The organism is Amycolatopsis sp. GM8 (genome assembly GCF_021653975.1).
GTDB lineage: Bacteria > Actinomycetota > Actinomycetes > Mycobacteriales > Pseudonocardiaceae > Amycolatopsis_E.
This window is the reverse complement of record NZ_JAJKFK010000002.1, coordinates 329,820-354,001: the sequence shown is the minus strand read 5'-3', so window position 1 is coordinate 354,001 and position 24,182 is coordinate 329,820. Positions and strand designations below refer to the sequence as shown.

28 protein-coding genes are annotated in these 24,182 nt (G+C 70.1%); 18 read left to right on the top strand and 10 right to left on the bottom strand.

The annotated features are described in order from the left end of the window. The first annotated feature begins 20 nt into the window (after positions 1-20). Entirely contained in the window at positions 21-455 is a 435-nt protein-coding gene (locus tag LOZ83_RS08940) for an SRPBCC family protein (RefSeq protein ID WP_236789827.1), read from the top strand. 52 nt (positions 456-507) lie between these two features. Here LOZ83_RS08940 and LOZ83_RS08935 read toward each other — a convergent pair whose 3' ends face one another. After that, entirely contained in the window at positions 508-1,524 is a 1,017-nt protein-coding gene (locus LOZ83_RS08935; protein ID WP_236789826.1) for a phosphatidylinositol-specific phospholipase C domain-containing protein, read from the bottom strand. 152 nt (positions 1,525-1,676) lie between these two features. On the opposite strand from LOZ83_RS08935, the gene LOZ83_RS08930 reads away from it, so the two are divergent. Next, positions 1,677-2,423: a hypothetical protein gene (locus LOZ83_RS08930; protein ID WP_236789825.1), complete on the top strand. Its 747-nt coding sequence runs from the start codon at positions 1,677-1,679 to the stop codon at positions 2,421-2,423. Here the strand turns inward: LOZ83_RS08930 and purU are convergent. The 7 genes from purU to LOZ83_RS08895 form a co-directional block, all read right to left on the bottom strand. Continuing rightward, positions 2,420-3,283 carry a formyltetrahydrofolate deformylase gene (gene purU / locus LOZ83_RS08925; RefSeq protein ID WP_236789824.1) on the bottom strand — a complete coding sequence of 288 codons (864 nt, stop codon included), beginning with the start codon at positions 3,281-3,283 and terminating at the stop codon, positions 2,420-2,422. The genes LOZ83_RS08930 and purU overlap by 4 nt on opposite strands. 24 nt (positions 3,284-3,307) lie before the next feature. Next, positions 3,308-4,015 carry a maleylpyruvate isomerase family mycothiol-dependent enzyme gene (locus tag LOZ83_RS08920; RefSeq protein ID WP_236789823.1) on the bottom strand — a complete coding sequence of 236 codons (708 nt, stop codon included), beginning with the start codon at positions 4,013-4,015 and terminating at the stop codon, positions 3,308-3,310. Beyond that, a complete protein-coding gene (locus LOZ83_RS08915; RefSeq protein WP_236789822.1) occupies positions 3,900-4,613 on the bottom strand; it encodes a DedA family protein in 714 nt (237 codons plus the stop codon). Before LOZ83_RS08915 ends, LOZ83_RS08920 begins: the two co-directional genes overlap by 116 nt. Beyond that, entirely contained in the window at positions 4,606-5,301 is a 696-nt protein-coding gene (locus LOZ83_RS08910; protein WP_236789819.1) for a 1-acyl-sn-glycerol-3-phosphate acyltransferase, read from the bottom strand. Before LOZ83_RS08910 ends, LOZ83_RS08915 begins: the two co-directional genes overlap by 8 nt. Before the next feature lie 109 nt (positions 5,302-5,410). After that, complete coding sequence (locus LOZ83_RS08905) at positions 5,411-6,076, bottom strand: GNAT family N-acetyltransferase (RefSeq protein ID WP_236789817.1); 666 nt, start codon at positions 6,074-6,076, stop codon at positions 5,411-5,413. A 116-nt stretch (positions 6,077-6,192) separates the two neighbouring features. After that, positions 6,193-6,984 carry a class I SAM-dependent methyltransferase gene (locus LOZ83_RS08900; protein ID WP_236789816.1) on the bottom strand — a complete coding sequence of 264 codons (792 nt, stop codon included), beginning with the start codon at positions 6,982-6,984 and terminating at the stop codon, positions 6,193-6,195. After that, complete coding sequence (locus LOZ83_RS08895; protein WP_236789814.1) at positions 6,963-7,463, bottom strand: DUF2505 domain-containing protein; 501 nt, start codon at positions 7,461-7,463, stop codon at positions 6,963-6,965. Before LOZ83_RS08895 ends, LOZ83_RS08900 begins: the two co-directional genes overlap by 22 nt. 26 nt (positions 7,464-7,489) lie before the next feature. Between LOZ83_RS08895 and LOZ83_RS08890 the strand changes: the two genes are divergently transcribed. Next, on the top strand, positions 7,490-8,530 hold the full coding sequence (locus LOZ83_RS08890; RefSeq protein ID WP_236789813.1) for a UDP-N-acetylmuramate dehydrogenase: 1,041 nt from the start codon (positions 7,490-7,492) through the stop codon (positions 8,528-8,530). Here the strand turns inward: LOZ83_RS08890 and LOZ83_RS08885 are convergent. Beyond that, a complete protein-coding gene (locus tag LOZ83_RS08885; protein ID WP_236789812.1) occupies positions 8,522-9,256 on the bottom strand; it encodes an SDR family oxidoreductase in 735 nt (244 codons plus the stop codon). The genes LOZ83_RS08890 and LOZ83_RS08885 overlap by 9 nt on opposite strands. Before the next feature lie 95 nt (positions 9,257-9,351). On the opposite strand from LOZ83_RS08885, the gene LOZ83_RS08880 reads away from it, so the two are divergent. From LOZ83_RS08880 to LOZ83_RS08860, 5 genes are all read left to right on the top strand, one after another. Beyond that, entirely contained in the window at positions 9,352-10,515 is a 1,164-nt protein-coding gene (locus tag LOZ83_RS08880) for an Ig-like domain-containing protein (protein WP_236789811.1), read from the top strand. A gap of 94 nt (positions 10,516-10,609) precedes the next feature. Beyond that, entirely contained in the window at positions 10,610-11,908 is a 1,299-nt protein-coding gene (mshA, locus tag LOZ83_RS08875; protein ID WP_255823627.1) for a D-inositol-3-phosphate glycosyltransferase, read from the top strand. Continuing rightward, on the top strand, positions 11,905-12,420 hold the full coding sequence (locus LOZ83_RS08870) for a YbjN domain-containing protein (protein WP_236789809.1): 516 nt from the start codon (positions 11,905-11,907) through the stop codon (positions 12,418-12,420). The genes mshA and LOZ83_RS08870 overlap by 4 nt, the downstream gene beginning before the upstream one ends. Positions 12,421-12,485: 65 nt before the next feature. Beyond that, positions 12,486-13,322: a DUF4349 domain-containing protein gene (locus LOZ83_RS08865; protein WP_236789808.1), complete on the top strand. Its 837-nt coding sequence runs from the start codon at positions 12,486-12,488 to the stop codon at positions 13,320-13,322. Between the two features lie 550 nt (positions 13,323-13,872). Then, positions 13,873-14,613 carry a phosphoglyceromutase gene (locus tag LOZ83_RS08860; RefSeq protein ID WP_236789806.1) on the top strand — a complete coding sequence of 247 codons (741 nt, stop codon included), beginning with the start codon at positions 13,873-13,875 and terminating at the stop codon, positions 14,611-14,613. A 60-nt stretch (positions 14,614-14,673) separates the two neighbouring features. Here LOZ83_RS08860 and LOZ83_RS08855 read toward each other — a convergent pair whose 3' ends face one another. Beyond that, on the bottom strand, positions 14,674-15,315 hold the full coding sequence (locus LOZ83_RS08855; protein WP_236789805.1) for a DNA-binding response regulator: 642 nt from the start codon (positions 15,313-15,315) through the stop codon (positions 14,674-14,676). A 66-nt stretch (positions 15,316-15,381) separates the two neighbouring features. Here LOZ83_RS08855 and LOZ83_RS08850 point away from each other — a divergent pair, with 66 nt between their 5' ends. The 10 genes from LOZ83_RS08850 (at position 15,382) to LOZ83_RS08805 (ending at position 24,117) form a co-directional block, all read left to right on the top strand. Beyond that, positions 15,382-16,233 carry an oxidoreductase gene (locus LOZ83_RS08850; RefSeq protein ID WP_236789804.1) on the top strand — a complete coding sequence of 284 codons (852 nt, stop codon included), beginning with the start codon at positions 15,382-15,384 and terminating at the stop codon, positions 16,231-16,233. Between the two features lie 141 nt (positions 16,234-16,374). After that, complete coding sequence (locus LOZ83_RS08845; protein WP_236789803.1) at positions 16,375-17,583, top strand: cell wall metabolism sensor histidine kinase WalK; 1,209 nt, start codon at positions 16,375-16,377, stop codon at positions 17,581-17,583. Next, entirely contained in the window at positions 17,580-18,269 is a 690-nt protein-coding gene (locus LOZ83_RS08840) for a response regulator transcription factor (protein ID WP_236789802.1), read from the top strand. Before LOZ83_RS08845 ends, LOZ83_RS08840 begins: the two co-directional genes overlap by 4 nt. 27 nt (positions 18,270-18,296) lie before the next feature. Next, complete coding sequence (locus tag LOZ83_RS08835; protein WP_236789801.1) at positions 18,297-19,343, top strand: Ppx/GppA phosphatase family protein; 1,047 nt, start codon at positions 18,297-18,299, stop codon at positions 19,341-19,343. A 78-nt stretch (positions 19,344-19,421) separates the two neighbouring features. Further along, positions 19,422-20,921 carry a hypothetical protein gene (locus LOZ83_RS08830; protein ID WP_236789800.1) on the top strand — a complete coding sequence of 500 codons (1,500 nt, stop codon included), beginning with the start codon at positions 19,422-19,424 and terminating at the stop codon, positions 20,919-20,921. Further along, positions 20,918-21,706: a sugar phosphate isomerase/epimerase gene (locus tag LOZ83_RS08825; protein ID WP_236789799.1), complete on the top strand. Its 789-nt coding sequence runs from the start codon at positions 20,918-20,920 to the stop codon at positions 21,704-21,706. Before LOZ83_RS08830 ends, LOZ83_RS08825 begins: the two co-directional genes overlap by 4 nt. A gap of 147 nt (positions 21,707-21,853) precedes the next feature. After that, the gene (locus LOZ83_RS08820; RefSeq protein ID WP_236789797.1) at positions 21,854-22,681 is read left to right on the top strand and encodes a thioesterase family protein; all 828 of its coding nucleotides are present in this window, start codon (positions 21,854-21,856) and stop codon (positions 22,679-22,681) included. A gap of 9 nt (positions 22,682-22,690) precedes the next feature. Next, positions 22,691-23,488 carry a pyrroline-5-carboxylate reductase gene (gene proC / locus LOZ83_RS08815; RefSeq protein ID WP_236789796.1) on the top strand — a complete coding sequence of 266 codons (798 nt, stop codon included), beginning with the start codon at positions 22,691-22,693 and terminating at the stop codon, positions 23,486-23,488. 190 nt (positions 23,489-23,678) lie between these two features. Beyond that, positions 23,679-23,891, top strand: a complete 213-nt coding sequence (locus LOZ83_RS08810; protein ID WP_236789795.1) for a helix-turn-helix domain-containing protein — start codon at positions 23,679-23,681, stop codon at positions 23,889-23,891. 124 nt (positions 23,892-24,015) lie between these two features. Then, positions 24,016-24,117 carry a 30S ribosomal protein bS22 gene (locus LOZ83_RS08805; RefSeq protein ID WP_017986394.1) on the top strand — a complete coding sequence of 34 codons (102 nt, stop codon included), beginning with the start codon at positions 24,016-24,018 and terminating at the stop codon, positions 24,115-24,117. Positions 24,118-24,182: the final 65 nt, after the last annotated feature.

The following is a 24,182-nucleotide window of genomic DNA, read 5'->3' as shown; positions in this document are numbered from 1 at the left end:
CAACGGAATCGGGGAGTGCAATGGCTCAGGTCACGGCCACCGCGGAACGGACGATCGACGCGCCGGCGGACAAGGTGCGCGAACTCGTCGCCGACTATGCCGACACCCGCCCCAAGATCCTCACCGAGCAGTACCTCGACTACGCGGTCACCGAGGGCGGCAAGGGTGCGGGCACGAAGGCGACGTGGAAGCTGCAGGCCACGTCGAAGCGGGTGCGCGACGTCGCGGCGACCGTGACCGAGCCGGAGCCCGGCACGCTCGTCGAGACAGATGCGAACTCCAGCATGGTGACCACGTGGACCGTGCGGGAGGCGGACGGCAAGAGCATCGTGCGGATCGAGACGACGTGGCAGGGCGCGGGCGGGATCGGCGGGTTCTTCGAGAAGACCTTCGCTCCCGGCGGGCTGAAGCGTATCTACGACGGCGTGCTCGGCAAGCTCGCCGGACTGGCCTGAACTGAAACCGGCCTCCTCCCCGGGCGGGAAGGAGGCCGGTCGGGGAGTCCGCTCAGCCTCGGGGGAGGACGAGCGGCAGGACGGTCGTCAGCGTCCGCCAGTCGGCGCTGGCGATGCTGGCGTGGTGGCCGGCGAGCAGGTGCACGCGGTCGGTGGCCTGGTCGACGGTCGGGTTGACGCCGTCGATCGCGGGTGCCACGTTCTGCGCGTCGGTCATGATCAGGAAATAGTGGTTGGTGTCGTACCAGGACGTGTCGATGCCGCCGTCGATGTAGGCGCTGGCGTCACCGTCGAAGAACACGAACCACGGCCGGATCGAGGCGTCGGCGTACTGGGTGCGCGGGTCGCCGGACTTCGCGCCGAGCACGCTGGCGAACGCGCTCGCGTTGGACAGGGTGCCCGCGGCCTTGAGGTTCTTGAGGTAGGTCCCGTACTCGACGTCGGTGTGCAGGGTGTCGGTCGGGTTGGCCAGCTCGACGGTGCCGGGGATGACCTCGAGAATCATCTTGCCTGCCATCCCGTCGCGGGCCGGCCAGGCGTTGGCCTTCGCCGCATCGTCCAAAGTGGAGTACGAACCGATGAGGTCGGCCGGGGTGAACAGCGCGCTGCCCGCGTTGGCCTTGACGTAGGAGTCGAACTCGTCGGGCCCCATCCCGTCGCGGTCGTCGAAGCCGAGCTTCAGCTCGACCTTGACCACGACCGGTCCCGCGCCCGGATGCGCGCCCAACCAGGTGCGGATGTCGGCGAGGCAGGTCCCGAAGTTCTGGTCGCGGTTGCCCCCGTACAGGTTCGACGGCGCGACGCAGTTGTTGTCGTTGCCGAGCGGGTTTTGGTGGCTGACCTGCCAGGTCTTGGTGAAGATGTTGTCCCACACATCGAGCTCGATCAGCGAGCTGCCGCTGTCCAGGCCCTGCGCGAGGTAGTTGTACGCGTCCTTGGTGTAGGTGTTGTGTACGCCCACTGTCGTAGCCTCGGACAGCTTGAGCGCGCCGCCGTCCGCCGCCATCGCCTCCGGCGCGGTGAGCAAGGCCACGGCCGCCAGGATTCCCAGTACTCGGACCAACCTCATCAGGTTCTCCTTCCCATCGGGAAAACTCTGACCGACCAGCGTTACCGGAAAATGTTTCACATCTGACGCCAAGGTAGTGCGACGGGGAACGTAGGCGGCAGAGCCGTTCGTAGGGTGACGATTCGGCGGTGCCGCAGGCGCACGCTCTGCGCATGACGATCCTGCAAACGCACGCCCGTCCGATCGAGCGCATCGCCTATCAGGTCGGTGCGGTCCTGTTCCTGAGTGGTCTGGTCCACCTCGTCGTGCTGATCTCGTCCGGCACGTCGTGGGAGGGGCCGCTGTCCTACCGCAAGGCGATGACGTTCGGGCTGTCGTTCGGGCTCACCCTGGCGACGCTCGCGTGGGCCGCGTCCTTCCTGCGCATGAACGAAAAGACGCGAAACGTGCTGCTGGGGGCGTTCACCGTGGTGAGCGTTGTCGAGGTCGCGCTCGTGACGATGCAGGTCTGGCGCGGGGTGCCGTCGCATTTCAACTTCGAGACCGGCTTCGACACCGTGGTCTCGATGACGCTCGCCCTCGGTGGTGGCGTCATCATCGTGACCGTGCTGGGCTTCACCGTCGCCGCGCTCCGGTCGACGAGCGGGCTGTCGCCGAGCATGCTGCTTGCGCTGCGGTTCGGGCTGGTCGTCCTGATCGCCGCCCTGGCCGTCGGCGCGATCATGATCGCGGACGGCGTGTCGCTGGCTCGGGGTGGCCAGCCGCAACTTGCCTATACGACGGCGGGCGCGCTGAAGCCCGTGCATTTCGTCGCCATGCATGCGATTCTCGTCGTACCGGCGCTCGCCTGGCTGATGCGCTTCACGACCTGGACCGAGCGTCGTCGCACCCGCATCATCGCGGCGGTCGCCGTTGTCTACGCGATCTTGGTCGCAGCAACGTGGGTGCTGTTCGGCTAAAAAACCACCGTCCGGTTTCCGTGGACCAGGACTCGGCTTTCCAGGTGCCAGCGCAGGCCGCGGGCCAGGGTGACCTTCTCGATGTCCCGGCCCTTGCGTACCAGGTCAGGCACCGTATCCCGATGGTCCACGCGGATGACGTCCTGTTCGATGATCGGGCCGGCGTCCAGGTCCGCGGTCACGTAGTGGCACGTCGCGCCGATCAGCTTCACGCCGCGCTGGTGGGCCTGATGGTACGGCCGGGCGCCGATGAACGACGGCAGAAAACTGTGGTGGATGTTGATCGCCCGCCCGGTCCATTCGTCGCACAGGTCCGGCGGCAGGATCTGCATGAACCGCGCCAGCACGACCGCATGCGGATCATGGGCGTTCACCAGGGCACGGACCGAAGCGAACGCCGCCGCTCGGTCATCACCAGAACCAAAACTCACGTGGTGGAACGGAATCCCGTGTGCCTCGGTGATTCCCGCCAGCGAATCGTGGTTGCCGATCACCGCGCGCACATCCACATCCAGTTCACCGGAAGCGACGCGCCCCAGCAGGTCGTACAGGCAGTGCCCGTCCTTCGACACCAGGATCACCACGCGCCGCCGGACTCCGGTGTCCTCGACCCCCCAGTTCGACTCCGCGGACAACGACGACGCGACCTCAGCGAACCGCGAACGCAACTCCTCGACCCCGAACGCCAGCGAATCCGCCCGGACCTCCTGGCGCGTGAAGAACCAGCCGGTGTCCGGATCCGTGTGATACGCCGCCTCGACGATCCAGCCACCCGCATCCGCCAGGAACGAGGCGACCCGGGCCACGATGCCGGTGCGGTCGGGACAGCCGAAGGTGATCACATAACGTCGTTCGGACACCGCCCCATCCTGCCTGGCCGCAGCTCAGGGCGACGCGAGGGGCTCCAGCATCGCCACATCCCCGGTCACCACAGCCAGGCTCGGCCGCCCCCAGACCTGCCGGTAGACCGCATCCGCCGGGCCCTCGATCGTCAGGTCGGGCGAGCCCGCGCCAGGAGACGGCGGGACGCCCGGCGACAGCCGCACCGTCCAGGAGCGGTCGGTGTCCGTCGCCCGCACCAGGACCGTGCCCTCGAACGAAGAATTCGACCAGTCGCCCCGGGGCACCATCATCGTGATCAGCTCATCGATGCCGTCGGACGCGAACTCCGCGTCGAACTCCACCGGCGGGGACAGCGCCAGCGCGTGCTCGGCGTCGAGCCGGTGGATCGCCGCCTCGTGCGCCTGCCGCCGCGCCCATGAGCCGGCGAGCTGCGGGTACGACGCGAACGGCAGCCACGCCGGCGCCTCCGGATCGGCCATGCCGTCGACCATCGTCGTCCGCTGGGCGTCCCACCAGTCGACCAGCTCGGCCCAGTCCGCGGGCGGCCGGTCCGGCGTCACATCCCGCCCGCCCGGGTCGGCCAGCGCCTTGACCACCCACGACTGCACACGCGCGATATGCCCGACCAGCCGGCTAACGGTCCACCTCGGACACGTCGGCACGTCGGCTTCCGGTCCCGCCGCCAGCGCCGCCGAGCGGAGCGCATCGCACTGGGTCCGGATCGCCGTCAGGAACTCGTCGTGCCGCATACCGCGAGCGTATCCGGCGACCGATCTCGAGCGCGCCCACCAGCAACAGCCCGAGCGCGAACGACAACAGCAAACCCTTGCCCGGCGAGTCGAAAGCATTACCGCCCACCGAACCGATGCACACGCTGTACACCGCCCAGATGCTCGTGCCCAGCGCGTCGAGCGCGAGGAACCGGAGCCACGGCACGCCCATGCTGCCCGTCGCCAGCCCACTCGCGACGCGCCCGCCGGGCAGGTACCGCGCGGCGACGATCAGCAGCGCGTTGTGCCGGTCCACCTGCGTCCGCGCCCATTCGTAGCGGGCCTGGCCGCGTTCGCCGCGTTGCAGCCGGGCGAGCATCCGCGGCCCGGCGCGGCGGCCGATCCAGTACGACGCGCAGTCGCCGGCCAGCGCACCGATCGCGGCGACGGCGACGAGCAGGCTGAGCCGCGGCAGGTCCGAGCCCAGCAGCACCGCGACCGTGACCACCGTGGTTTCGCTGGGCATGAACGGGAACAGTGCGTCGAGCGCGGCCACCGCGAACACGATCAGCCACAACCACGGCGAGTCCAGCGTGCCCTTGAGCAGTTCGCCGATGCCGTCGAGAAGCTCAAACATGGGCGGCCCGACGCACTTCGGCCTCGGCCCGCGCCGCGAGCGCGCGCCGGTCGCCCACCGGGGCGAACGCTTCGTGCGCGCTGATCACGACCCGCAGGTCACGCGCCCGCGTCACCCGCCGCAGCGAGTTCACCAGCGTGTCGTCGCCGACGAAAGCCGCGATCGTGCTCGGCTCGTCGCCTTGGCGGTAGGCGAAGGTCACCGGCCGGATCGGCGCCTCGGCGTCGATCGCCGCCTGGAACGCCGCGCGCCGGAACACCCCGCCGTACCGGCCGCACCACGTCGTGCCCTCCGGGAAGACCAGGACCGACCGGCCGGAACGCAGCGTGTCGGCCAGGTCCGCGACAACGCCGGGCAGCCCGCGCAGCTCGTCGCGGCTGATGAAGCGGGTGCCCGCGCGCCGCGCGATCCGGCCGATCATCGGCCACCGGCCCACTTCGCGCTTGGCGAGGAACGCGACCGGCTCGATCGCCAGCGCCGCCACGATGTCCAGCCACGACACGTGGTTGGCGACGACCAGCGTGCCGCGCGCGCCGGGCACGCTGAGCTGGTCGGCGTCGGTCGCCACCTCGACCCCCAGTTCGGTCAACAGCCGCCGCGCGGGTGCCCGGAATTCGCCGTCCCGCAGGGTGGAAGCCGTCCGGGCCAGCATCGCGAGCGCCCCGCGCCACCTCCGCACGGTCTGCATTGTCGTCACCTCAGGTCGCGCGGAGGTGACGCAGTGCGGTGTACACGGTGAATAGATGGCCCACGAGTTCATCTGTTGTCCCCGAAGAAGTAACGCTGGTAGCGCGGGCCTACGCGGTCGAAGGACAGCAGCGTGAAGAAGTCCGCCACCGCGAACTCCGGGTCGTGCGCGGGCGGGCCGCAGACCCAGGCGCCGAGCCGCAGGTAACCGCGCAGCAGCGGGGGTACGGCGCGTAGCTCGGCCGATCTCCGGCGCGCGGCAGCGGAACCCACGGCTGGTGCGGTTCGACCCGCAGTTCGGCGGGCGCGAGATGCTTCGTGCGCGTCAGTTCCCAGGTGTTGGCCGCCGCGGTGCCGCCGTCCGCCAGCGACACGGACGCGCAGCCGGCCAGGTGGCCGTACCCGGCCGACCGTGCGTAGCGGCCGAGCGTCGCCCACATCAGGTTGATCACCGCCCCCGTGCGATGTCCCGGATGCACGCAGGACCGCCCGATCTCGACGAGATCCGGCCGCAGTGGCTCGAGCCTGTCGAGTGCGAATTCTCCTTGTGAATAAAGACGTTCGCTGCGGCCGGGCACCAGGATCCGGTACGTGCCGACGACTTCGCCGTCGCGCAGCACGGCCAGGTGCTCGCAGATCTCGTCGAACTCGTCGCGGTCGTCGCCGGCACCGAATTCGAGTGAGAACACCTTCCGCCGCAGTTCCTGGCAGGCGGTGACGAGCGCCGGATCGGTGGTCACGACCGCCCGGTATCGCGAGTCGGTGAGCGTTGTCATGCGAAAGATCATGGCGTCACGGCCATGATCGTGACCAGGAGTTTCCGAGATCTCCGGGAGAACTCGGGGATCGCCCGTACCAGCCGTCCTACTCCTGGGGTAGGGGTGGCCCTACTTCACGCCGGGGCGACCGTGTGCCATGGGACGGTCAGCTCACCGAGGCGCCAGCGCCGCGGCCCGTCGAGCACCGGCCAGCCGCGCGCCCGCACCTGCTCGACCATCCGCAGCCAGCGGAAGCGGACGCCGAACGCCTGATGTGGTGCGGCCGCCAGCCAGTAACTGTCCAAAAGGGACAGAAACTCGTGCACGGGTTCGCCGGGAACGTTGTGGTGGATGAGGGACTTCGGCAGCCGTTCGGCCACTGTGGACGGTCGGTCGAGCGTACGCAGGTGATAGGATACGGTCAGGCTGAGCGGGCCGTCGGCGGACAGCGTGATCCACGAGCTGAGCCGCCCGATCTCGTCGCAGGTACCTTCTACGAGCAACCCGCCGGGCGCCACTTGGCCGAGGATCAGTTTCCAGGCGCCGGCGACGTCCTCCTCGGCGTACTGCCGCAGCACGTTGAACGCCCGGACCACGATCGGTGCGGTGCCGGCCAGTTCGAACCCGCCCTGCCGGAAGTCGAGCCACGGCGGTTCGGCAAGGGGACGGGCGGCGGCGACGCGTTCGGGATCCAGTTCGAGGCCGAGCACGCGCACTCGGGGATGCACGGCGCGCAACCGGTGTGCGAGTTCGACGGTGGTCACGCCGGACGCGCCGTACCCGAGGTCGACCACCAGCGGATCCGCCGCGTGCCGCAGCAGGGTGGACACGCGTGGCGAAGCGGTGAGCCAGCGGTCGACCCGGCGTAGCCGGTTGGGGTTGGTGGTGCCTCGAGTGGGTGAGCCTAAGTACTTTCCGCGAGCCACTGGGCCGAAAGCTCGACTTCGCGCTTGAGCAGGCCGGTGATCTGACCCGCGACGAACTCCTCGAGCCTGCCCCCGACGAGCGGGATGCGGATCTTCACCTCCCCGTCCATGCGCAGCACGGTCTTGCCGCCCTCGGCTCTGAGTTCGGTCCGGACGTCGATCTCCCCGGGCACGCCGCTCACCGTGGCCCTGGCTGTCCCGTCATAGCCCGCGCCGGTCTTGTGCCAGCGCTCCTGCCGGTCGACGAACAGGTCGCCGCTGTGGATGGTGCGCACGACCGACGGCAGTTTTTCGGCGCCGACACCCTGGCGCAGCGTGTAGCTCACGCCGTCGGCGGTGGTCGTGTAATCCAGCAGGGCGGCGTTCGGGCCGCCGACCGCGGCGAGCCGGGCCCGCAGCGCGGGCTCTCCGGCCTGGGCGGCGAACACCTCGTCAACGCCTTGTGAGAACTCGGCGCGGTGCTCGATACGGGATGCCATGAGCTGAGACGATACCGTTTGACCTCGTGACACCAGTCGAAACCCGGACCGTCCTCGCCGAGCACACGACGCTGCGCCTGGGCGGTCCAGCCCGCCGATTCGTCGTCGCGGAGACCACGGAAGACCTGCTCAGCGCGGTGCGCGGGGCGGGGGACAACGTGCTCCTGCTGGGCGGCGGCTCGAACCTCGTGATCGGCGACGGCGGATTCGACGGCACGGTGGTCAAGATCGCGACGAGTGGCTGGCGGATCGACGGCGAGTCCGTCGAGGTCGCCGCGGGCCAGAACTGGGACGAGTTCGTGGCGGCGATGGTCGGCGCCGGGTTCGGCGGGCTGGAGTGCCTCTCCGGCATCCCCGGCTCGGTCGGCGCGACGCCCATCCAGAACGTCGGCGCCTACGGCTGCGAGGTGTCCGACCTGCTCACCTCGATCGAGTGCTTCGACCGGCGCACCGGCGAGATCCGCACGATGAGCGCCGCGGAGCTGGGTTTCGCGTACCGCACGAGTGTGCTGAAGGGCCTGGCCGGCGGGATCGTCCTCAGCGCCCGGTTCGAGTTGCGGCCCGATGGCCTGTCCGCCCCGATCCGCTACGCCGAGCTGGCCCGGACGCTCGGCGCGGAGCCAGGCGAACGGGTGCGGGCCGCGGCTGCCCGCGAGGCCGTGCTCGGGTTGCGGCGCGGCAAGGGAATGGTGCTCGACGCGGGGGATCACGACACGTGGAGCGCGGGCTCGTTCTTCACCAACCCGATCGTGCCGGAGCCGGAACTGCCGGACGTGCTGGCCCGGATCGCCGCGGTCGTCGACACCCCGGCGCCGCAGTACCCGGCCGACGGCGGGGTGAAGCTGTCCGCCGCGTGGCTCATCGAACGCGCCGGCTTCCACAAGGGACACACCGGCCCGGGCGGCCGGGTTTCCTTGTCCACCAAGCACACCCTGGCGCTGACCAACCGCGGCCAGGCCCGCACCGACGACCTGCTCGCCCTGGCGAGGGAAGTCCGCGACGGCGTCGAGGCCCGGTTCGGCGTCACACTCCACCCGGAACCGCTGCTGATCAACTGCTCACTCTGACCGGTCGTACCTCGACCCGTTCAGCTGCGCCCTCGGCTTCAACACGATCGAGTCCAGGTTCACGTGCGACGGCCGGGTCGCGGCGAAGGCGATCACCTCGGCGACGTCCTGCGCGGTGAGCGGCGTCAGTCCACGGTAGACATTCGCGGCGCGGGTGGTGTCGCCGTCGAAGCGGTTCATCGAGAAGTCGGTCTCGACCATGCCCGGAATGATTTCCGTGATCCGCACCGGCTCGCCGAGATGCTCCGAGCGCAGCGTCTCGTGCAGCGCGGCCTGAGCGTGCTTCGCCGACGTGTAGCCCGAGCCTCCGTCGTACACCTCGTGCCCGGCGATCGACGTCACCGTGATCACGTGTCCGTCACCGGACGCGATCAGCTTGGGTAGCAACGCTTTCGTCATCCGCAGGGTGCCCAGCACGTTGGTCTCCCACATCCACCGCCAGTTGTCCTCGTCCGCATCGACGACCCGTTCGAGACCGCGCGCTCCGCCCGCGTTATTGACCAGGACGTGGCATTCTGGGACCCGCTGGACAAAAGCGGCAACCGAGGTGGGGTCGGTGACGTCCAGCGGAAACGCGGTACCGGCCAGCTCCGCGGCCACGTTCTCGAGGCGGTCGAGGCGGCGGGCGCCGAGCACGACGTGGAACCCGGCTTCGGCCAGGGCGCGGGCGGTGGCCTCACCGATTCCCGCACTGGCTCCGGTGATCACTGCGGTTCGTTCGCTCATGCCGCCCATACTCCCAGCGGGGGAAGGCCGGATAACGCGGGGCGACCGGTAGGCGTTGACACCTGGAAGGACCTGGACAGGGGAGGGGAAAGTACGTGGACAGGCGCACAGTGGTCAGAGCCGCGCTGGTCGCGGGCACGGGGGTGGTCGTCGCGGCGTGCACCGGCGGCGGGAACGACAGCCCCGTTCCCGGCGGCGGGCAGCAGGCCGAGAGCGGACCGGTGGCGAAGCTCACCGCGCAGCCCGCGGTCGACGCCAAGGACGTCCCGGTACGCGGCCCGGTCACGGTGCGCGTGGCTGACGGCGCGCTGGCCGACGTCAAGCTCACCAACGCCGACGGCGAGGCGGTCGAGGGTTCGTTCAACGCCGACCGCACGGTCTGGACCAGTGGCGAGACCCTCGGCTACGGCAAGACGTACACGTACACCGCGTCGGCGACCGGCACCGACAACAAGCCCGCGCAGCTCGCCGGCAGTTTCACGACGCTGAACCCGAAGCAGCAGATCCGGGTCACCATCAACCCGGCCGACAACGCGCAGGTCGGCGTCGCGATGCCGGTCAGCGTCAAGTTCTCCGCCGACGTGTCGAACAAGGCCGAGATCGAGAAGGCGCTCACGCTCGACACCGGCCAGCAGGTCGAGGGCTCCTGGGGGTGGCTCTCGGACCGGCAGGTGGACTTCCGGCCGAAGGAGTACTGGCCGGCGAACATCACCATCAACGCCGCCGCGAAGCTGTACGGCATCGACCTCGGCGGCGGCGCCTACGCGCGCGCCGACGTGACCACGAAGTTCAAGATCGGGCGCAACCAGGTGGTCAAGATCAACACCCCCGACCATGTGATGAACGTCTACCGCGGCGGGGCGAAGGTCAAAAGCTACCCGTGCAGCAACGGGCTGGACTCCGATGTGAACCGGAACACGCCCAACGGCACCTTCATCGTGATGACCAGGGAGCCGGCCGCGATCTTCGACAACGCCCGGTACGGCTACACGAACGTCAACAAGAAGTGGGCCTGCCGGATCTCCAACCACGGCGAGTACATCCACGAGAACCAGGACAACGCGGCCGCGATCGGCCACACCAACAACTCCCATGGCTGCGTCAACCTGCTCGCGGCCGACGCGAAGAACTACTTCGACTCGGCCCTGATCGGCGACCCGGTGGAGATCACCGGCTCGCGCCTCGGTGGTCCGGTCAACTCGGACGTGATGGACTGGCTGGTCTCCTGGTCGGCGTGGCGCGGGAAGTCCGCGCTGTAGCTCTCGTGCCCCATCGGGAAGATGTCGGGACCCCTCGGACGTTGCGATGAGGGGCCGACGACACACATGGGAGTGAACCAGGGTGACGAGCTTGCTGCGCGGATCTCGACCAGCCTCGACGATTTGGCCGCGCAGGGTCGCGGTGCTGTCCGTGCACACCTCACCGATGGAACAGCCCGGAACGGGTGACGCCGGCGGGATGAACGTCTACATCACGCATACCGCCAGAGAGATGGCGCGGCTCGGGATCGCCGTGGAGGTGTTCACCAGGGCGACGTCGTCGGAGCAGCCGCCGGTGGCCGAGCTGGCACCCGGCGTGCTGGTGCGGCACATCCCGGCCGGCCCGTTCGAGCCGCTCGGCCGGGACGAGCTGCCCGGCCAGCTGTGCGCGTTCACGTCGGGTGTGCTGCGCGCCGAGGCGTTCCACGAGCCCGGCTATTACGACGTGATCCACTCGCACTACTGGCTGTCCGGCCAGGTCGGCTGGCTTGCCCGGGACCGATGGGGCGTGCCGCTCGTGCACACCGCGCACACCCTGGCCAAGGTCAAGAACGCCGCGCTCGCCGACGGTGACAAGCCCGAGCCGCGGACCCGCGTGTTCGGCGAGGAGCAGGTGGTCGCCGAGGCGGACTGCCTGATCGCGAACACGCCCGTGGAGGCGCGGCAGCTGGTCGGCCTGTACGACGCCGATCCGCACGCGGTGCACACCGTCGAACCGGGTGTCGACCTGGAGCGGTTCACCCCGGGTTCGCAGGCCGCCGCGCGCGCGACGCTGGGCCTGCCGCGGGACGCGATCGTGCTCGCGTTCGCCGGGCGCATCCAGCCGCTCAAGGCGCCGGACGTGTTGCTGCGTGCCGCGGCGCAACTGCTCGAACGACGTCCGGAGCTGCGGGACCGGCTCGTCGTACTGGTCGTCGGCGGACCGTCGGGCACCGGGCTCGAACAGCCGCAGGCCCTGCGCGAGCTGGCCGTCACGCTGGGCATCCAGGAGCAGACCCGGTTCCTGCCGCCGCAGGCGGGCGAGATGCTCGCCGAGGTGTACCGCGCCGCGGATGTGGTGGCGGTGCCCAGCTACAACGAGTCGTTCGGGCTGGTCGCGCTGGAGGCACAGGCCTGCGGCACGCCGGTGGTCGCGGCCGAGGTCGGCGGGCTCCCGGTGGCGGTGGCGCACGGCGTGTCCGGGCTGCTGGTGCCGTCGCACTCGGCGGAGGACTGGGCCGGCGCGCTCGCGAGCGTGGCGCTGCGGCCGGACCGGCGGGCCGAGCTCGCCGGCAACGCCGTGCACCACGCGCGGCGGTTCTCCTGGGAGCGCACGACCGGCGCGCTGCTCGACACCTACGCTGCTGCTTTCCACTCGTTCCGGAACGCACTACGGGCGGAGGTCGCGGTTTGAGCGTCGACGAGGTAGTCCAGTCCACTTTGGACAAAGCGGAGCTGAAGTACGACCGTAAGGCCGAGGGCCGGTACTTCGTCACGCTGCCCGGCACGAAGAAGCTGCAGACGAACTGCTGGTTGATCGTGCGGGAACACGCCTTCGCGGTGGAGGCCTTCGTCTGCCGCCGCCCCGACGAGGCGCACGAAGAGGTCTACCGATTCCTGTTGCGCCGCAACGCGAAGCTCTACGGCGTGCACTACACGGTGGACGCTCTCGGCGACATCTATCTGGTCGGCAAGCTCGGTCTGAACACCGTGTCCGAGGAGGAGTTGGACAAGCTGCTGGGCCAGGTGCTGGAGGCCGCGGACGGTGATTTCAACGTCATCCTGGAGCTCGGCTTCGCGTCGTCGATCAAGCGCGAATGGGACTGGCGGGTGTCCCGCGGCGAGTCCCTGGCGAACCTGCAGGCGTTCAAGCACCTGGTGGAGCCGGAGCAGCCACACGAACCCGGCTCCCTGACCGATTCGTGATCTCCCGCGTGCAACCGGTCTGATCCGGTCGCCCGTCTTCCCGCCGCGACCGGAGGGAGACGAGGATGAGAACGAGAACAGGGCTGCTGCTGGCCGGGCTGGCGGTGCTCACGCTGGCGAGCGGCTGTACCGGCAACTCGGCCGGTGACATGGCCGCCGTGGGCCGCGCCCCACAACCCGAACATGGCGCTGCGGCCAAGGCCGCGCCCGCAACAGCCACGGCGCCCGGCACTGCAGGCCAGGCCCGGCAACTGGCGCGCACGGCGCAACTGGCCATGACAGCGCCCGATGTCGGCGGGGCGGCCGCACAAGCCCGGCAGATCGCCGTCACCGCGGGCGGCTACTCAGGCTCGGAACAAACAGACCCCAGGTCAGCAACGCTCACACTGGCTGTGCCGAGCGACTCACTGGACGACGTACTCGCCCGGCTGTCGAAGCTCGGGCAGGTCACCAGCACCCAGCAATCGGCGGCGGACGTGACCGACCAGGTCGTAGACGTCGAGTCCCGCCTGGAAACCGCCCGCCGGAGCGTCGACCGAGTACGCGCCCTACTCGACCGAGCCACCAGCCTGAGCGACATCACCAGCATCGAGTCCCAGCTAACGACCCGCGAGTCCGACCTAGAGTCCCTCCAAGCCCGCCAGAAATCCCTAACCACCACCGTCACCCTGGCCACCCTCACCCTCACCGTGACCCCGACACCAGCCCCACCGCTAACACCCCAGGACCCCGGCTTCCTCACAGGCCTAACCACAGGCTGGAACGGCTTCCAAACCTTCGGCGCCGCCTCCCTCCACGTCCTAGGCGCAGCCCTACCGTTCCTGCTAATCCTGGGAATCCCACTCACCGCTTTGATCTGGCTCTGGCGGCGACGCACCCGCACCCCGCACCAAACCACCTAACGCGCCCACCACGATGGGGGTCCAGGGGGCGCAGCCCTCCTGGCGGGGGTCTGGGGGTTCGACCCCCAGAAGAAAAGAGCGACCGCCGACAAGCAGCGAGCGAGCCCCGCGAGCACGCTGCGGCGGAGGCGGAGCGGCTTGAGGGAGGGGGAGTCGCGAACTCAAGCCGCCCCGCTGACGCTCCCGCCGCTGTGGACCCGGTGGCGAGGGGGAGTGCCAACGGGGCCGGCGGGGCCGCAGCTCGGCAGGGGGGAGACGAGCTGCGGTCGTACCCCGCTGCCGCTGGGGAGTGCGTGGAATCCAGCGGTGCGGGACGTAGTCAACTTGTCAGATATCGACCAGTAATCACAAGACTACTGGATACTCCATTCGAGTGAAATTCATAACGCGTGTTAACAGTACGCAGTGAGTGTCACTTTCCGCGTGGTTCTGCAGGGCCTTCGGGCCGCCTGGTCGATTCTGTTACCCCGGGGTAACGCACTGTGTGTAGAGCGCACCATGGCGCGGCCCGTCGTACTCACCCAGCTGATGGTCTGGCAGGCTTGGCGCCATGGCCGAACTAGGGACGTTGGTGCTGCTCCGGCACGGGCAGAGCACCTGGAACGCGGAGAACCTGTTCACCGGCTGGGTCGATGTGCCCCTGTCCGAGACGGGGCAGGCCGAGGCCCGCAAGGGCGGCGAGCTGCTGGCCCAGAACGGCCTGCTGCCCGACGTCGTGCACACCTCCCTCCTGCGCCGCGCGATCTCGACCGCCAACATCGCGCTCGACGTCGCCGACCGGCACTGGATCGGCGTCCGCCGCGACTGGCGGCTCAACGAGCGGCACTACGGCGCGCTGCAGGGCAAGAACAAGAAGCAGGTGCGTGACGAGTTCGGCGACGAGCAGTTCATGCTGTGGCGCCGCTCCTACGACGTGCCGCCGCCCCCGATCGAGCGCGGCAGCGAGTTCAGCCAGGACACCGACCCCCGCTACGACGCGGACGCGCCGCTGTCCGAATGCCTCAAGGACGTCGTGGCCCGGCTGCTGCCGTACTGGGAGTCGGCCATCGTGCCGGACCTGCGCGCGGGCAAGAACGTGCTGGTCGCCGCGCACGGCAACTCGTTGCGGGCCCTGGTCAAGCACCTCGACGGGATCTCCGACGAGGCCATCGCGGAGCTCAACATCCCGACCGGGATCCCGCTGCGCTACGACCTCACCGAGGACCTGAAGCCGGTCACCGCCGGCGGCGAGTACCTCGACCCGGACGCGGCGAAGGAAGCCGCCGCGGCGGTCGCCAACCAGGGCCGCTGAACGTCGGACTCGGCGTCGTGAGCGTCGGACTCGCGGGCCTGAGCGTCGGACTCGCCGGGGTCAGACCAGGCCGAGTTCGCGCGCCCGGGCGCCCGCCTGGAACCGGGACGTGGCGCCCAGCGCCGACATCAGCTCGGCCACGCGGCGCCGGTACGTGCGCAGGCCGAGGCCCAGCGTCCGGGCCGCGGTCTCGTCCTTGCAGCCGGAGGCGAGCACGTCGAGGATCTGCGGTGCCAGCGCCCGCACCTCGGCGAACCGCATCTCGAACACCTCGACGTCGGTCGCGGCGCGCCAGGCCACGTTGAACAGCGAGGTCACGCTCTGCACGACCTCGGGGCGCGTGATCACGCTGTAGCTGCGCTCGCCCTGGGAAAGATCACCGGCCAGGATCGCGACCCGGTGGTCGAGGATGATCGTCTCGTTGATCTCCTCGGGCGTGATGCGGATCTTCGCGCCGAGTCGCTTCAGCTCGTGCAGGTGCCCCACCTGTGGGGCGTCGAGGAGCACACCCGGCCGGTACAGCTTCCGCACGTGCCGCTCGCGGACATCCTGCGGATGGACGACGTGCTGCTGCGAAACCGCCCAGGTGTGCATGTCGTGCGCCGCGCACGCGACCGACGTCGCCTGCGCGAACAGATGCCCGGTGCGCGCGAACAACTCGGCCTCGCCACGCACCACGGGGACGTCCCCGACGATCTCCATACCTCCAGTGTGGCAGCAAGCTGCCAACCACGGGCGCGGTGCGGACCGCGGCAGCAGGCTGGACACATGACGACAGAAACGATCACCGCCACCGTGGCGGGCACCTGGCAGCTGGGCGACCTCACCGTGAACCGGATGGGCTTCGGTGCCATGCGGCTGCCGACGACCGACCGGGACAGCGCCATCGCGGTGCTGCGCCGCGCCGTCGAACTCGGCGTGAACCACATCGACACGGCCGCCTTCTACTTCACGCCCCTGCTCTCGTCCAACGAGCTGATCAACACCGCGCTGCGCCCGTACTCCGACGACCTGGTGATCACCACAAAGGTCGGCCCCGGCCGCGACCCGTCGGGCGAATGGGTGCGTGCTCGCCCGGACCAGCTGCGCGGGCAGGTCGAGGAGAACCTGCGCCAGCTCGGCCGCGAGCACCTCGACGTGGTCAACCTCCGGATCGGGGAGGGACTCGACCGCGGCTCCGGTTCGCTCGCCGAGGATTTCGGGGCGCTGGCCGATCTTCGCGAGAAGGGACTCATCCGGCATTTGGGGATTTCGAATGTGTCCCCGGAGCATCTCGACGAGGCACAGGCGATCGCGCCCGTCGTGTGCGTGCAGAACCAGTACGGTCTCGGCGCCCGCCGCGAGGACGACGAACTGCTGCGGCTGTGCGGTGAACGCGGGGTTGCGTTCGTGCCGTTCTTCGCCGTGGCGCACGGGCACGAAAGCGACGCCGTGCAGGCCGTCGCCGACGCCCACGGGGTTACCGCCGCGCAAATTCGGTTGGTCTGGACCTTGCACCAGGGGAAGCACGTGCTCGCCATTCCGGGAACCGGGAATCCGGCCCATCTGGAGGAGAACATCGCGGTCAGCGGGCTGCGACTGTCCGAAGAGGAGCTTGGGCAACTCGACCCGATCCGGTGAACGGTGGTGTCACGGTCCAGCGGCGGGCACGTGAACGAGTCCTTAACCAGCGGCCAACAGTTTCCGTGAAGGTGTCGCAGGCGTCACGACAAGCCCGTCAAGACTAGGTCAAATGGACATCTTCATGCTTACGATTCAGCCGTGAGCGTGAGTGCTTCACTCGCCCTGGCCGTCGGCTGCCTGCTCGTCGGCTCGGTCGCTGGTTCCCTGATCACGCGGGCCCGGCGGCGCCGGGAGGTCACCCGCCCGACCGGGCCGACGGTGGCGGAGTTGTTGCTCCGGCTGGTGCGCTCCTCCAACAACGGTGTCCTCGTCCTCAATCGTTTCGGCGACATGGTGCTGCACAACAACCGCGCCGAGGTGCTCGGGCTGGTCCGGGACAACCGGGCCGACTCCCGCGCCCGCAAGGCCGCCGAGCAGGTCGTCGAGACCGACGAGGACCTCGAGGTGGACCTGTCGCCGCTGGAAGCCCGCGGCCGCCAGCCGGAAGCGGTCGTCGGGCACGTCCGTCCGCTCGGTGACGGGTTCACCGTCATCGAGGCGGTCGACCACTCCGAGGCCGCCCGGCTGGAGGCGGTCCGCCGCGACTTCGTCGCCAATGTCAGCCACGAGCTGAAGACCCCGGTGGGCGCGATCGCGCTGCTCACCGAGGCCGTGCTGGACGCCGCCGACGACGTAGACGAGGTGCGCCGGTTCGGCACCAAGATCCTGCACGAGTCGACCCGGCTGGGCACGCTCGTCACCGAGCTCATCGCGCTGTCCCGGCTGCAGGGCGCCGAGCGGCTGCCCGATCTGAACGTGGTCGAAGTGGACGCCGTGGTCCGGGAAGCGCTGGGTCGCACGAAACTCTCCGCCGAGTCGGCCGACATCCAGGTCACCGCGGACGCGCCGAGCGGTCTGCTCATCGAGGGCGACCGGACGCTGCTGGTCACCGCGCTGTCCAACCTGCTCGAGAACGCGATCGCCTACTCGTCGGCCGGCAGCCCGGTCTCGGTCAGCAGGCGCCAGGTGGACGACGTCGTCGAGATCTCGGTGACCGACCGCGGGATCGGTATCGCCGAAGAGGACCAGCAGCGCGTCTTCGAACGCTTCTACCGCGCGGACAAGGCGCGCTCGCGCGCGACCGGCGGCACCGGGCTCGGCCTGGCGATCGTCAAGCACGTCGCCGCCAACCACGGCGGCGAGGTGAAGCTGTGGAGTATGCAGGGCACCGGTTCGACCTTCACCCTGCGGTTGCCGGTGTACCGAGGCGCGAGCACGAACGGCAGCGCCCACGGTCCTGCCCCAGAATCCCCCGAGCGGATACCCCGGCTCGTGGTGACCAGTCACGAACAGGGAGGAAAACAGTGACGAGGGTGCTCATCGTCGAGGACGAGGAGTCGTTCGCCGACCCGTTGGCCTTCCTTCTGCGCAAGGAGGGCTTCACCGCCGCCGTGGCCGGCAACGGCCAGCAGGCGCTGGAGGAGTTCGACCGCAACGGCGCCGACATCGTACTGCTGGACCTGATGCTGCCCGGCATGAGCGGCACGGACGTCTGCAAGCAGCTGCGTCAGCGCTCGGCCGTTCCGGTGATCATGGTGACCGCGCGGGACAGCGAGATCGACAAGGTGGTCGGGCTGGAGCTCGGCGCCGACGACTACGTGACCAAGCCGTACTCGGCGCGCGAGCTGATCGCGCGCGTGCGTGCGGTGCTGCGGCGTGGCGGCGAGAACGGCGCCGAGGGTGAGCTGGCGCCGCTGGTGCTGGCCGCGGGACCGGTGCGGATGGACGTCGAGCGGCATGTGGTGACGGTCGACGGCGGCGAGGTCTCCTTACCGCTCAAGGAATTCGACCTTTTGGAGTACCTGCTGCGCAATGTGGGCCGGGTGCTCACCCGCGGCCAGCTGATCGACCGGGTGTGGGGCGCGGACTACGTCGGGGACACGAAAACCCTGGACGTGCACGTCAAACGGCTGCGGTCGAAGATCGAGCCGGACCCGGGTTCGCCGCGGCATCTGGTCACGGTGCGCGGTCTTGGTTACAAGTTCGAGACATAGCCGGCCGGCCAGGTACCGTAGGGCTTTGTGCGCCTAGGGGTTCTCGACGTGGGGTCCAACACCGTTCACCTGCTGGTGGTGGACGCCCATCGTGGTGCCCACCCGACGCCGATGCATTCGGAGAAGACGGTGCTGCGCCTCGCCGAGCAGATCACCAAGCGCGGTGAGCTGAGCAGGGCGGGCGAGAAGGCGCTGGTCGACGCGGTGACGACCGCCAAGAAGTCGGCCGCCGCGCTCAACTGCGAGGAGGTCATGGCCTTCGCGACCTCGGCCGTGCGCGAGGCCACGAACTCCGCCCAGGTGCTGCGCCGGGTCGTGGACGAGACGGGGATCGACCTGAAAGCGCTTTCCGGGCCCGACGAGGCGCGGATGACGTTCCTCGCCGTGCGCCGCTGGTTCGGCTGGTCGGCCGGGAACCTGCTGGTGCTCGACATCGGCGGTGGGTCGCTCGAAGTGGCGATGGGCATGGACGAGGAGCCGACGCTCGCCGAGTCGCTGCCGCTCGGCGCGGGGCGGATCACCCGCACCCGGTTCTCGCACGATCCGCCGAGCCGGGGCGAGCTCGAGGAGACTTCGGACTGGCTCGAGGAGCAACTCGCGCCACTCGCCCGGGAAGTCGCTCGATCGGGCAAACCGGACCGGGTGGTGGCCACGTCGAAGACCTTCCGGTCGCTGGCCAGGCTGGCCGGCGCGGCGCCGTCCGCCGACGGGCCGCGGGTACCCCGTATCCTGTCCGCCACCGCGTTGCGGCAGCTCATCGCGTTCATCTCCCGGATGACAGCGGCCGACCTGGCCGAGCTGGAGGGGGTCAGCGCGAGCCGTGCGCACCAGCTGGTCGGTGGTGCGCTGGTGGCGCAGGCCGCCATGCGGGTGATGTCGCTGCACGAACTGGAGATCTGTCCATGGGCGCTGCGAGAGGGCCTGATCTTGCGGCGACTGGACCGTACGAACGGTGAGGACGACACTGCACCGGGAACATGGTGCGATTCGTCGCGCCGATGGACCGATGACAGCACCCCGGTAGACGGGACCGCTGCGGTCAGTGCACGGTGGAGAGGTGGAAGGGATGCGTGAGGCGGTGTCGCTTTGTCACGTCCGAAGCCGTGCTCGCAGGCTACGCGATGACCTGGGCGTGGTTGGGGTGAAACGCTGATGAGTCGGGAAAGCGGTCAGGACCGCTCGCAGAAGACGGTCGCGGAGCTGCTCGCGCTGCACGGTGGCAACACCGAGGGCCGCCGGCGGCACCGCCGTGCCGCGGATGACGAAGACGAGCAGCAGCCGAACGGCAACGAGCCGCCGCGGCGCGGTGGTGGCCACGCCACCGAGACCGGTCCGCAGGCGATCATCGACCGGGTCCGCGGGGACAACCCGCCGCCGCCCAACGGCCGTCGCAACGGCGGCCGCCGTGCGCTGCCCGAAGACGACGCGCCGCCCGCGCCGCCGCTCCCGCCCCGGCCCCCGCAGGACTCCGCCGCGATGCCCCGGCCGAACGGCGCCCCGCCGCAGCCGCCGTCGGGCGCGTTCCCGAGACCGGTCCCGCCGCCCCCGTCAGGCACGTTCCCGAAGCCGAACGTCGCGCCACCGGAGTCCGGCACCTTCCCGCGTCCGCCGCAGGAATCCGGGACCTACCCACGTCCGCAGGCACCGGAGTCGGGCGGTTTCCCGCGTCCCGCCGCGCCGCCGCCCCCGGAGTCGGGCGCGTTCCCGCTGCCGTCACGCCGCCGGCCGCCGAACGACTCGGGGCCGCTGCGCCGGCCGCCGCAGGAGTCGGCCCCGATGCCGCTGCCGGAGCCGCAGGACGAGCGCCGGCCCCCGGTCCGCCCGGCGGAGGAGACCCGGCAGGTGCCGCCGTTGCGCCGGCCCCAGCCCGGTGCGCTCTCCGCCCGCCTCGACGGGCTCGACGCCCCGGCGCCCGAAGACGTCGCGGACCCCGGCCCGCCGCCCGGCGGCATGCCGAGTGGCGCCTTCCAGGCTCCGCCGCGCCGCCCGCTGCGCCGGGGCCGGCCCCCGGCCGAGCCCGAGCCGCACACCGAGCAGTTCCAGGCGGTCAACGGCAAGCAGCCGCCCGAAGCGGTCGTCCCACCGGACGCGCCGCCCGCCGGGCTGTCCCGCTGGCGCCGCCAGCGCCCGCAGCCGTCCGCCGCGGAGGAGACCGAGATCGGCGCGCGGCCGGTGCACCCGTCCGGGTTCAACCGGGCGGTGCCGGACGAGCAGATGGAGGCCACCGGCTTCCACGACCCGTTCGCCGACGACGACGCCGAGGTCGACGAGTTCGGTGACTTCGGCGAGGCCGAACCCGAGCGGCTCGGCACCGGCTACGACTACGAGGACGAAGCCGGGCAGCCCGTCGAGTACGAGGAAGACGAGGAGCCCGAGGCCGCCGAGGCGTCCCCGGCGAAGCAGTGGCTGTCCATGGCGGCCCAGCTGGCGCTGGGTGTCATCGGCGGGGCCGCGGTGTGGCTCGGCTTCAACTGGCTGTGGGGCAAGATCCCGGCCGCCGCGCTCATCGTCGCCCTCGTCGTGATCGTCGGGCTGGTGTTCATCGTGCGGAAGATCCGCCGCGCGGACGACATCCAGACGATGGTGCTGGCGGTGCTGGTCGGGCTCGTGGTCACCGTGTCACCGGCGGCCCTGCTGCTGCTCTCGCGTTGATCCCGGTCGGCCTGTCGACCGCTTCGGTGTGGCCGCTGCGCGCCGGCACCGGCTTCGAGCTGGCCGCGGACCTCGGCTACGACGGGGTCGAGGTGATGATCTGGGTGGACCCGGTCAGCCAGCACGTGCCTGAGCTGCGCCGGTGGTCGCGGCGGACCGGGATGCCGGTGCTGTCGGTGCACTCGCCGTCGCTGCTGATCACCCAGCGGGTCTGGTCGCCGGATCCGGAGGTGCGGCTGCGGCGCAGCGTCGAGGCCGCGCTGGACCTGGAGGCCCGGACCGTCGTCGTGCACCCGCCGTTCCGGTGGCAGCGGCGCTACGGCGACGGGTTCGCCGATCTCATCGCCGGGCTGGAGGACGAGAGCGGGATCGAGATCGCGGTCGAGAACATGTTCAAGGTGCGGCCGCCCGGCGGTCGGCGGGACGCGCGGATGTCGGCGTTCCGGCCCTCGATCGACCCGACCGACGTCGGCTACGCGCACTACACCCTCGACCTGTCGCACTCGGCCGCCGCCCAGATGGACGCGCTGGCGCTGGCAGACCGGATGGGCGCCGGGCTCAGCCACGTGCACCTCGCCGATGGCTCCGGGGTGCCGAAGGACGAGCACCTCGTGCCCGGCCGGGGCGGCCAGCCCTGCGCGGAACTACTCGGACGGCTCGCCACGGAGCGCTTCGACGGGCAGCTCGTGCTGGAGGTGAACACCCGTCGCGCGGCGAGTTCCGCGCACCGGATGAAGGACCTCGCGGACGCGTTGCTGTTCGCCCGTTTCCACCTCGGGCAGTGAATCGTCAACAAGATCAACTTCACTCTTGTCGTGCATGGCCGGAGCATGGGCTTCCGATATGTGAACACGTAAAGTTTCCGTCGTGAACCCGCTGCTCTCGTTGAAATTCGCCGCCGCCCTCGTCCCGCGCGCACTGGCCAGCTCTTCGTGAGCACAGCGGAGGCCCAGGACCCGGCGTCCTTCGACGTGGCGTGCGCCGTCCGGTCCCTGGGAGACGGCACGCTGACCGCGGACCTGCGCCAGGAGTGGTCGATCGGGCACCACCCGCACGGTGGTTTCCTGCTCTCGCTCATCGCGAAGGCCGCGGTCGCGGTGCTGGCCGAGCACGGCGACCCCGCGGGGGAACCGCTGGTCGTGAGCGCCGAGTTCCTGCGCGCGCCGGCGATCGGCCCGGTGCTGCTACGGACCGACGTGCGCAAGCTCGGCCGCCGGGCCACGGTCGTCGCGGTGCAGCTGGAGCAGCGCGGCCGCAGCTGTGTCGAGGCGACGGTGACCGTGGGCAGGCTGCCGGTCCGCCGCCCGGACTGGAGCGATCTGAGCCCGATGCCCGCGGAACCGCCACCGCGCGCGATCCCGCTGGGTGGCGACACCGCCGAGGGTGTGTTCAACCTGGCGAAGGGCTGCGACATCCGGCTCGACCCGGCGACCGCCGGCTACCTGACCGGCCGCACCGGCGACCCGCCGCGGCTGCGGCTGTGGGCACGCCCGCGGCATACCGTGCCGGACCCGTACTTCGTGCTGCTGGCCGGCGACGTCAACCCGCCGGTGGTGTTCAACCTCGGCCGGTTCGGCTGGTCGCCGACCGTCCAGCTGACTGCCTTGCTGCGCGCCCGGCCGGCCACCGGCTGGCTGCGGGTGCAGGTCGAATGCCGTTCGGTGTACGACGCGTGGTTCGACTCCGACGCTACGGTCATCGACTCCGCGGGCCGGCTGGTCGGCCAGTCCCGGCAGCTGGCGCTGGCCCCCGCGCCTTAGGCTCTGGGCATGACGACCATTGCCGTACTGGGTGCCGGAAAGATCGGGGAAGCGCTGCTGGCGGGCCTGCTGCAGGCCGGTCGCAGCGCGGAGGACCTGCTGTTCACCGAGCGGCACCCGGAGCGCGCGGCGGAGCTGACCGCCCGGTACGGCATCGCCGGGGTCGAGGTGGACGAGGCCGCCAAGCGGGCCGACGTCCTGGTGGTCGCGGTCAAACCGCAGGACATCGATCCGGTGCTGACCGAGCTGGAACCCGTCGTCAGCCCGTCCTCGCTGGTCGTCTCGCTGTGTGCGGGCCTGCCGACGGCGTTGTACGAGCGGCGCCTGCCCGAGGGGGTGCCCGTCGTCCGGGTGATGCCGAACACCCCGATGGTGGTGGGCGAGGCGATGAGCGCGGTCTCGCCGGGGACCCACGCGACGCGCGAGCACGTGGCGCTCGTCACGGAGCTGCTGTCCGCCGTCGGGCAGGTCATCGAGGTGCCGGAGACGCAGCAGGACGCGGTCACCGCGCTGTCCGGATCCGGCCCGGCGTACTTCTTCTACCTGGTCGAGGCCATGATCGACGCGGGGATCCTGCTCGGCCTGCCACGCGCGGTAGCGGAGAAGCTCATCGTCCAGTCGGCCGTGGGCGCCGCGAAGATGCTCGCCGAGAGCACCGAGCACCCGGTGATCCTGCGCGAGGCCGTCACCTCACCTGCGGGGACCACCATCAATGCGATCCGCGAACTGGAGAAGCACGGCGTCCGGGCGGCACTGCTGGACGCGATCGAAGCGGCGCGCGACCGGTCGGCCGAACTCGGGCGGTGACTGTCCGTCGGCAATGACGGCCACAAATGGCGACAATCCGCTGGTCCACGAGCCCGGTTGGACCAAATCTGCGGTCAGACGTCGCACTGGTCCCACGAGTCCCGCTACCCTCAGGAGACAAGCACGTGCGCGTCGAACCGCCGGTGGGGAAGCCGAACGGCTCGACGCGCGTCGAAGGGCACGGTGACGTATGCCGTCGGACAAGAAGGACGTGCCCGCTGTCGGGCAGGTCCAATTCCTGACGGTCGCCGAGGTGGCCGCGCTGATGCGCGTCTCCAAGATGACCGTCTATCGCCTCGTGCACTCGGGCGAGCTGCCGGCCGTACGGGTCGGCAAGTCGTTCCGGGTGCCGGAGAAGGCTGTGCACGAATACCTGCAGGGTGCGTATTTCGACGTCGGCTAGGGGTCGTGCGGTTGTGCGGTGAGCACGCGGGTAACCTGGTAAATCGCTCGCGCCTGATGCGCTCCATTTCGCTGGACGCTGCGCGAGGGCAGCGTCGGTAGACGGAAATGTTGGAGGAGCACCCGTGGGCTCAGTGATCAAGAAGCGCCGCAAGCGCATGTCCAAGAAGAAGCACCGCAAGCTGCTGCGCCGCACGCGGATGCAGCGTCGGAAGCAGGGCAAGTAACGCCCGCGCGTACGACGTCTTTCCGCGACCCGTCCGGTTACCCGGGCGGGTCGCACCCATTCGGG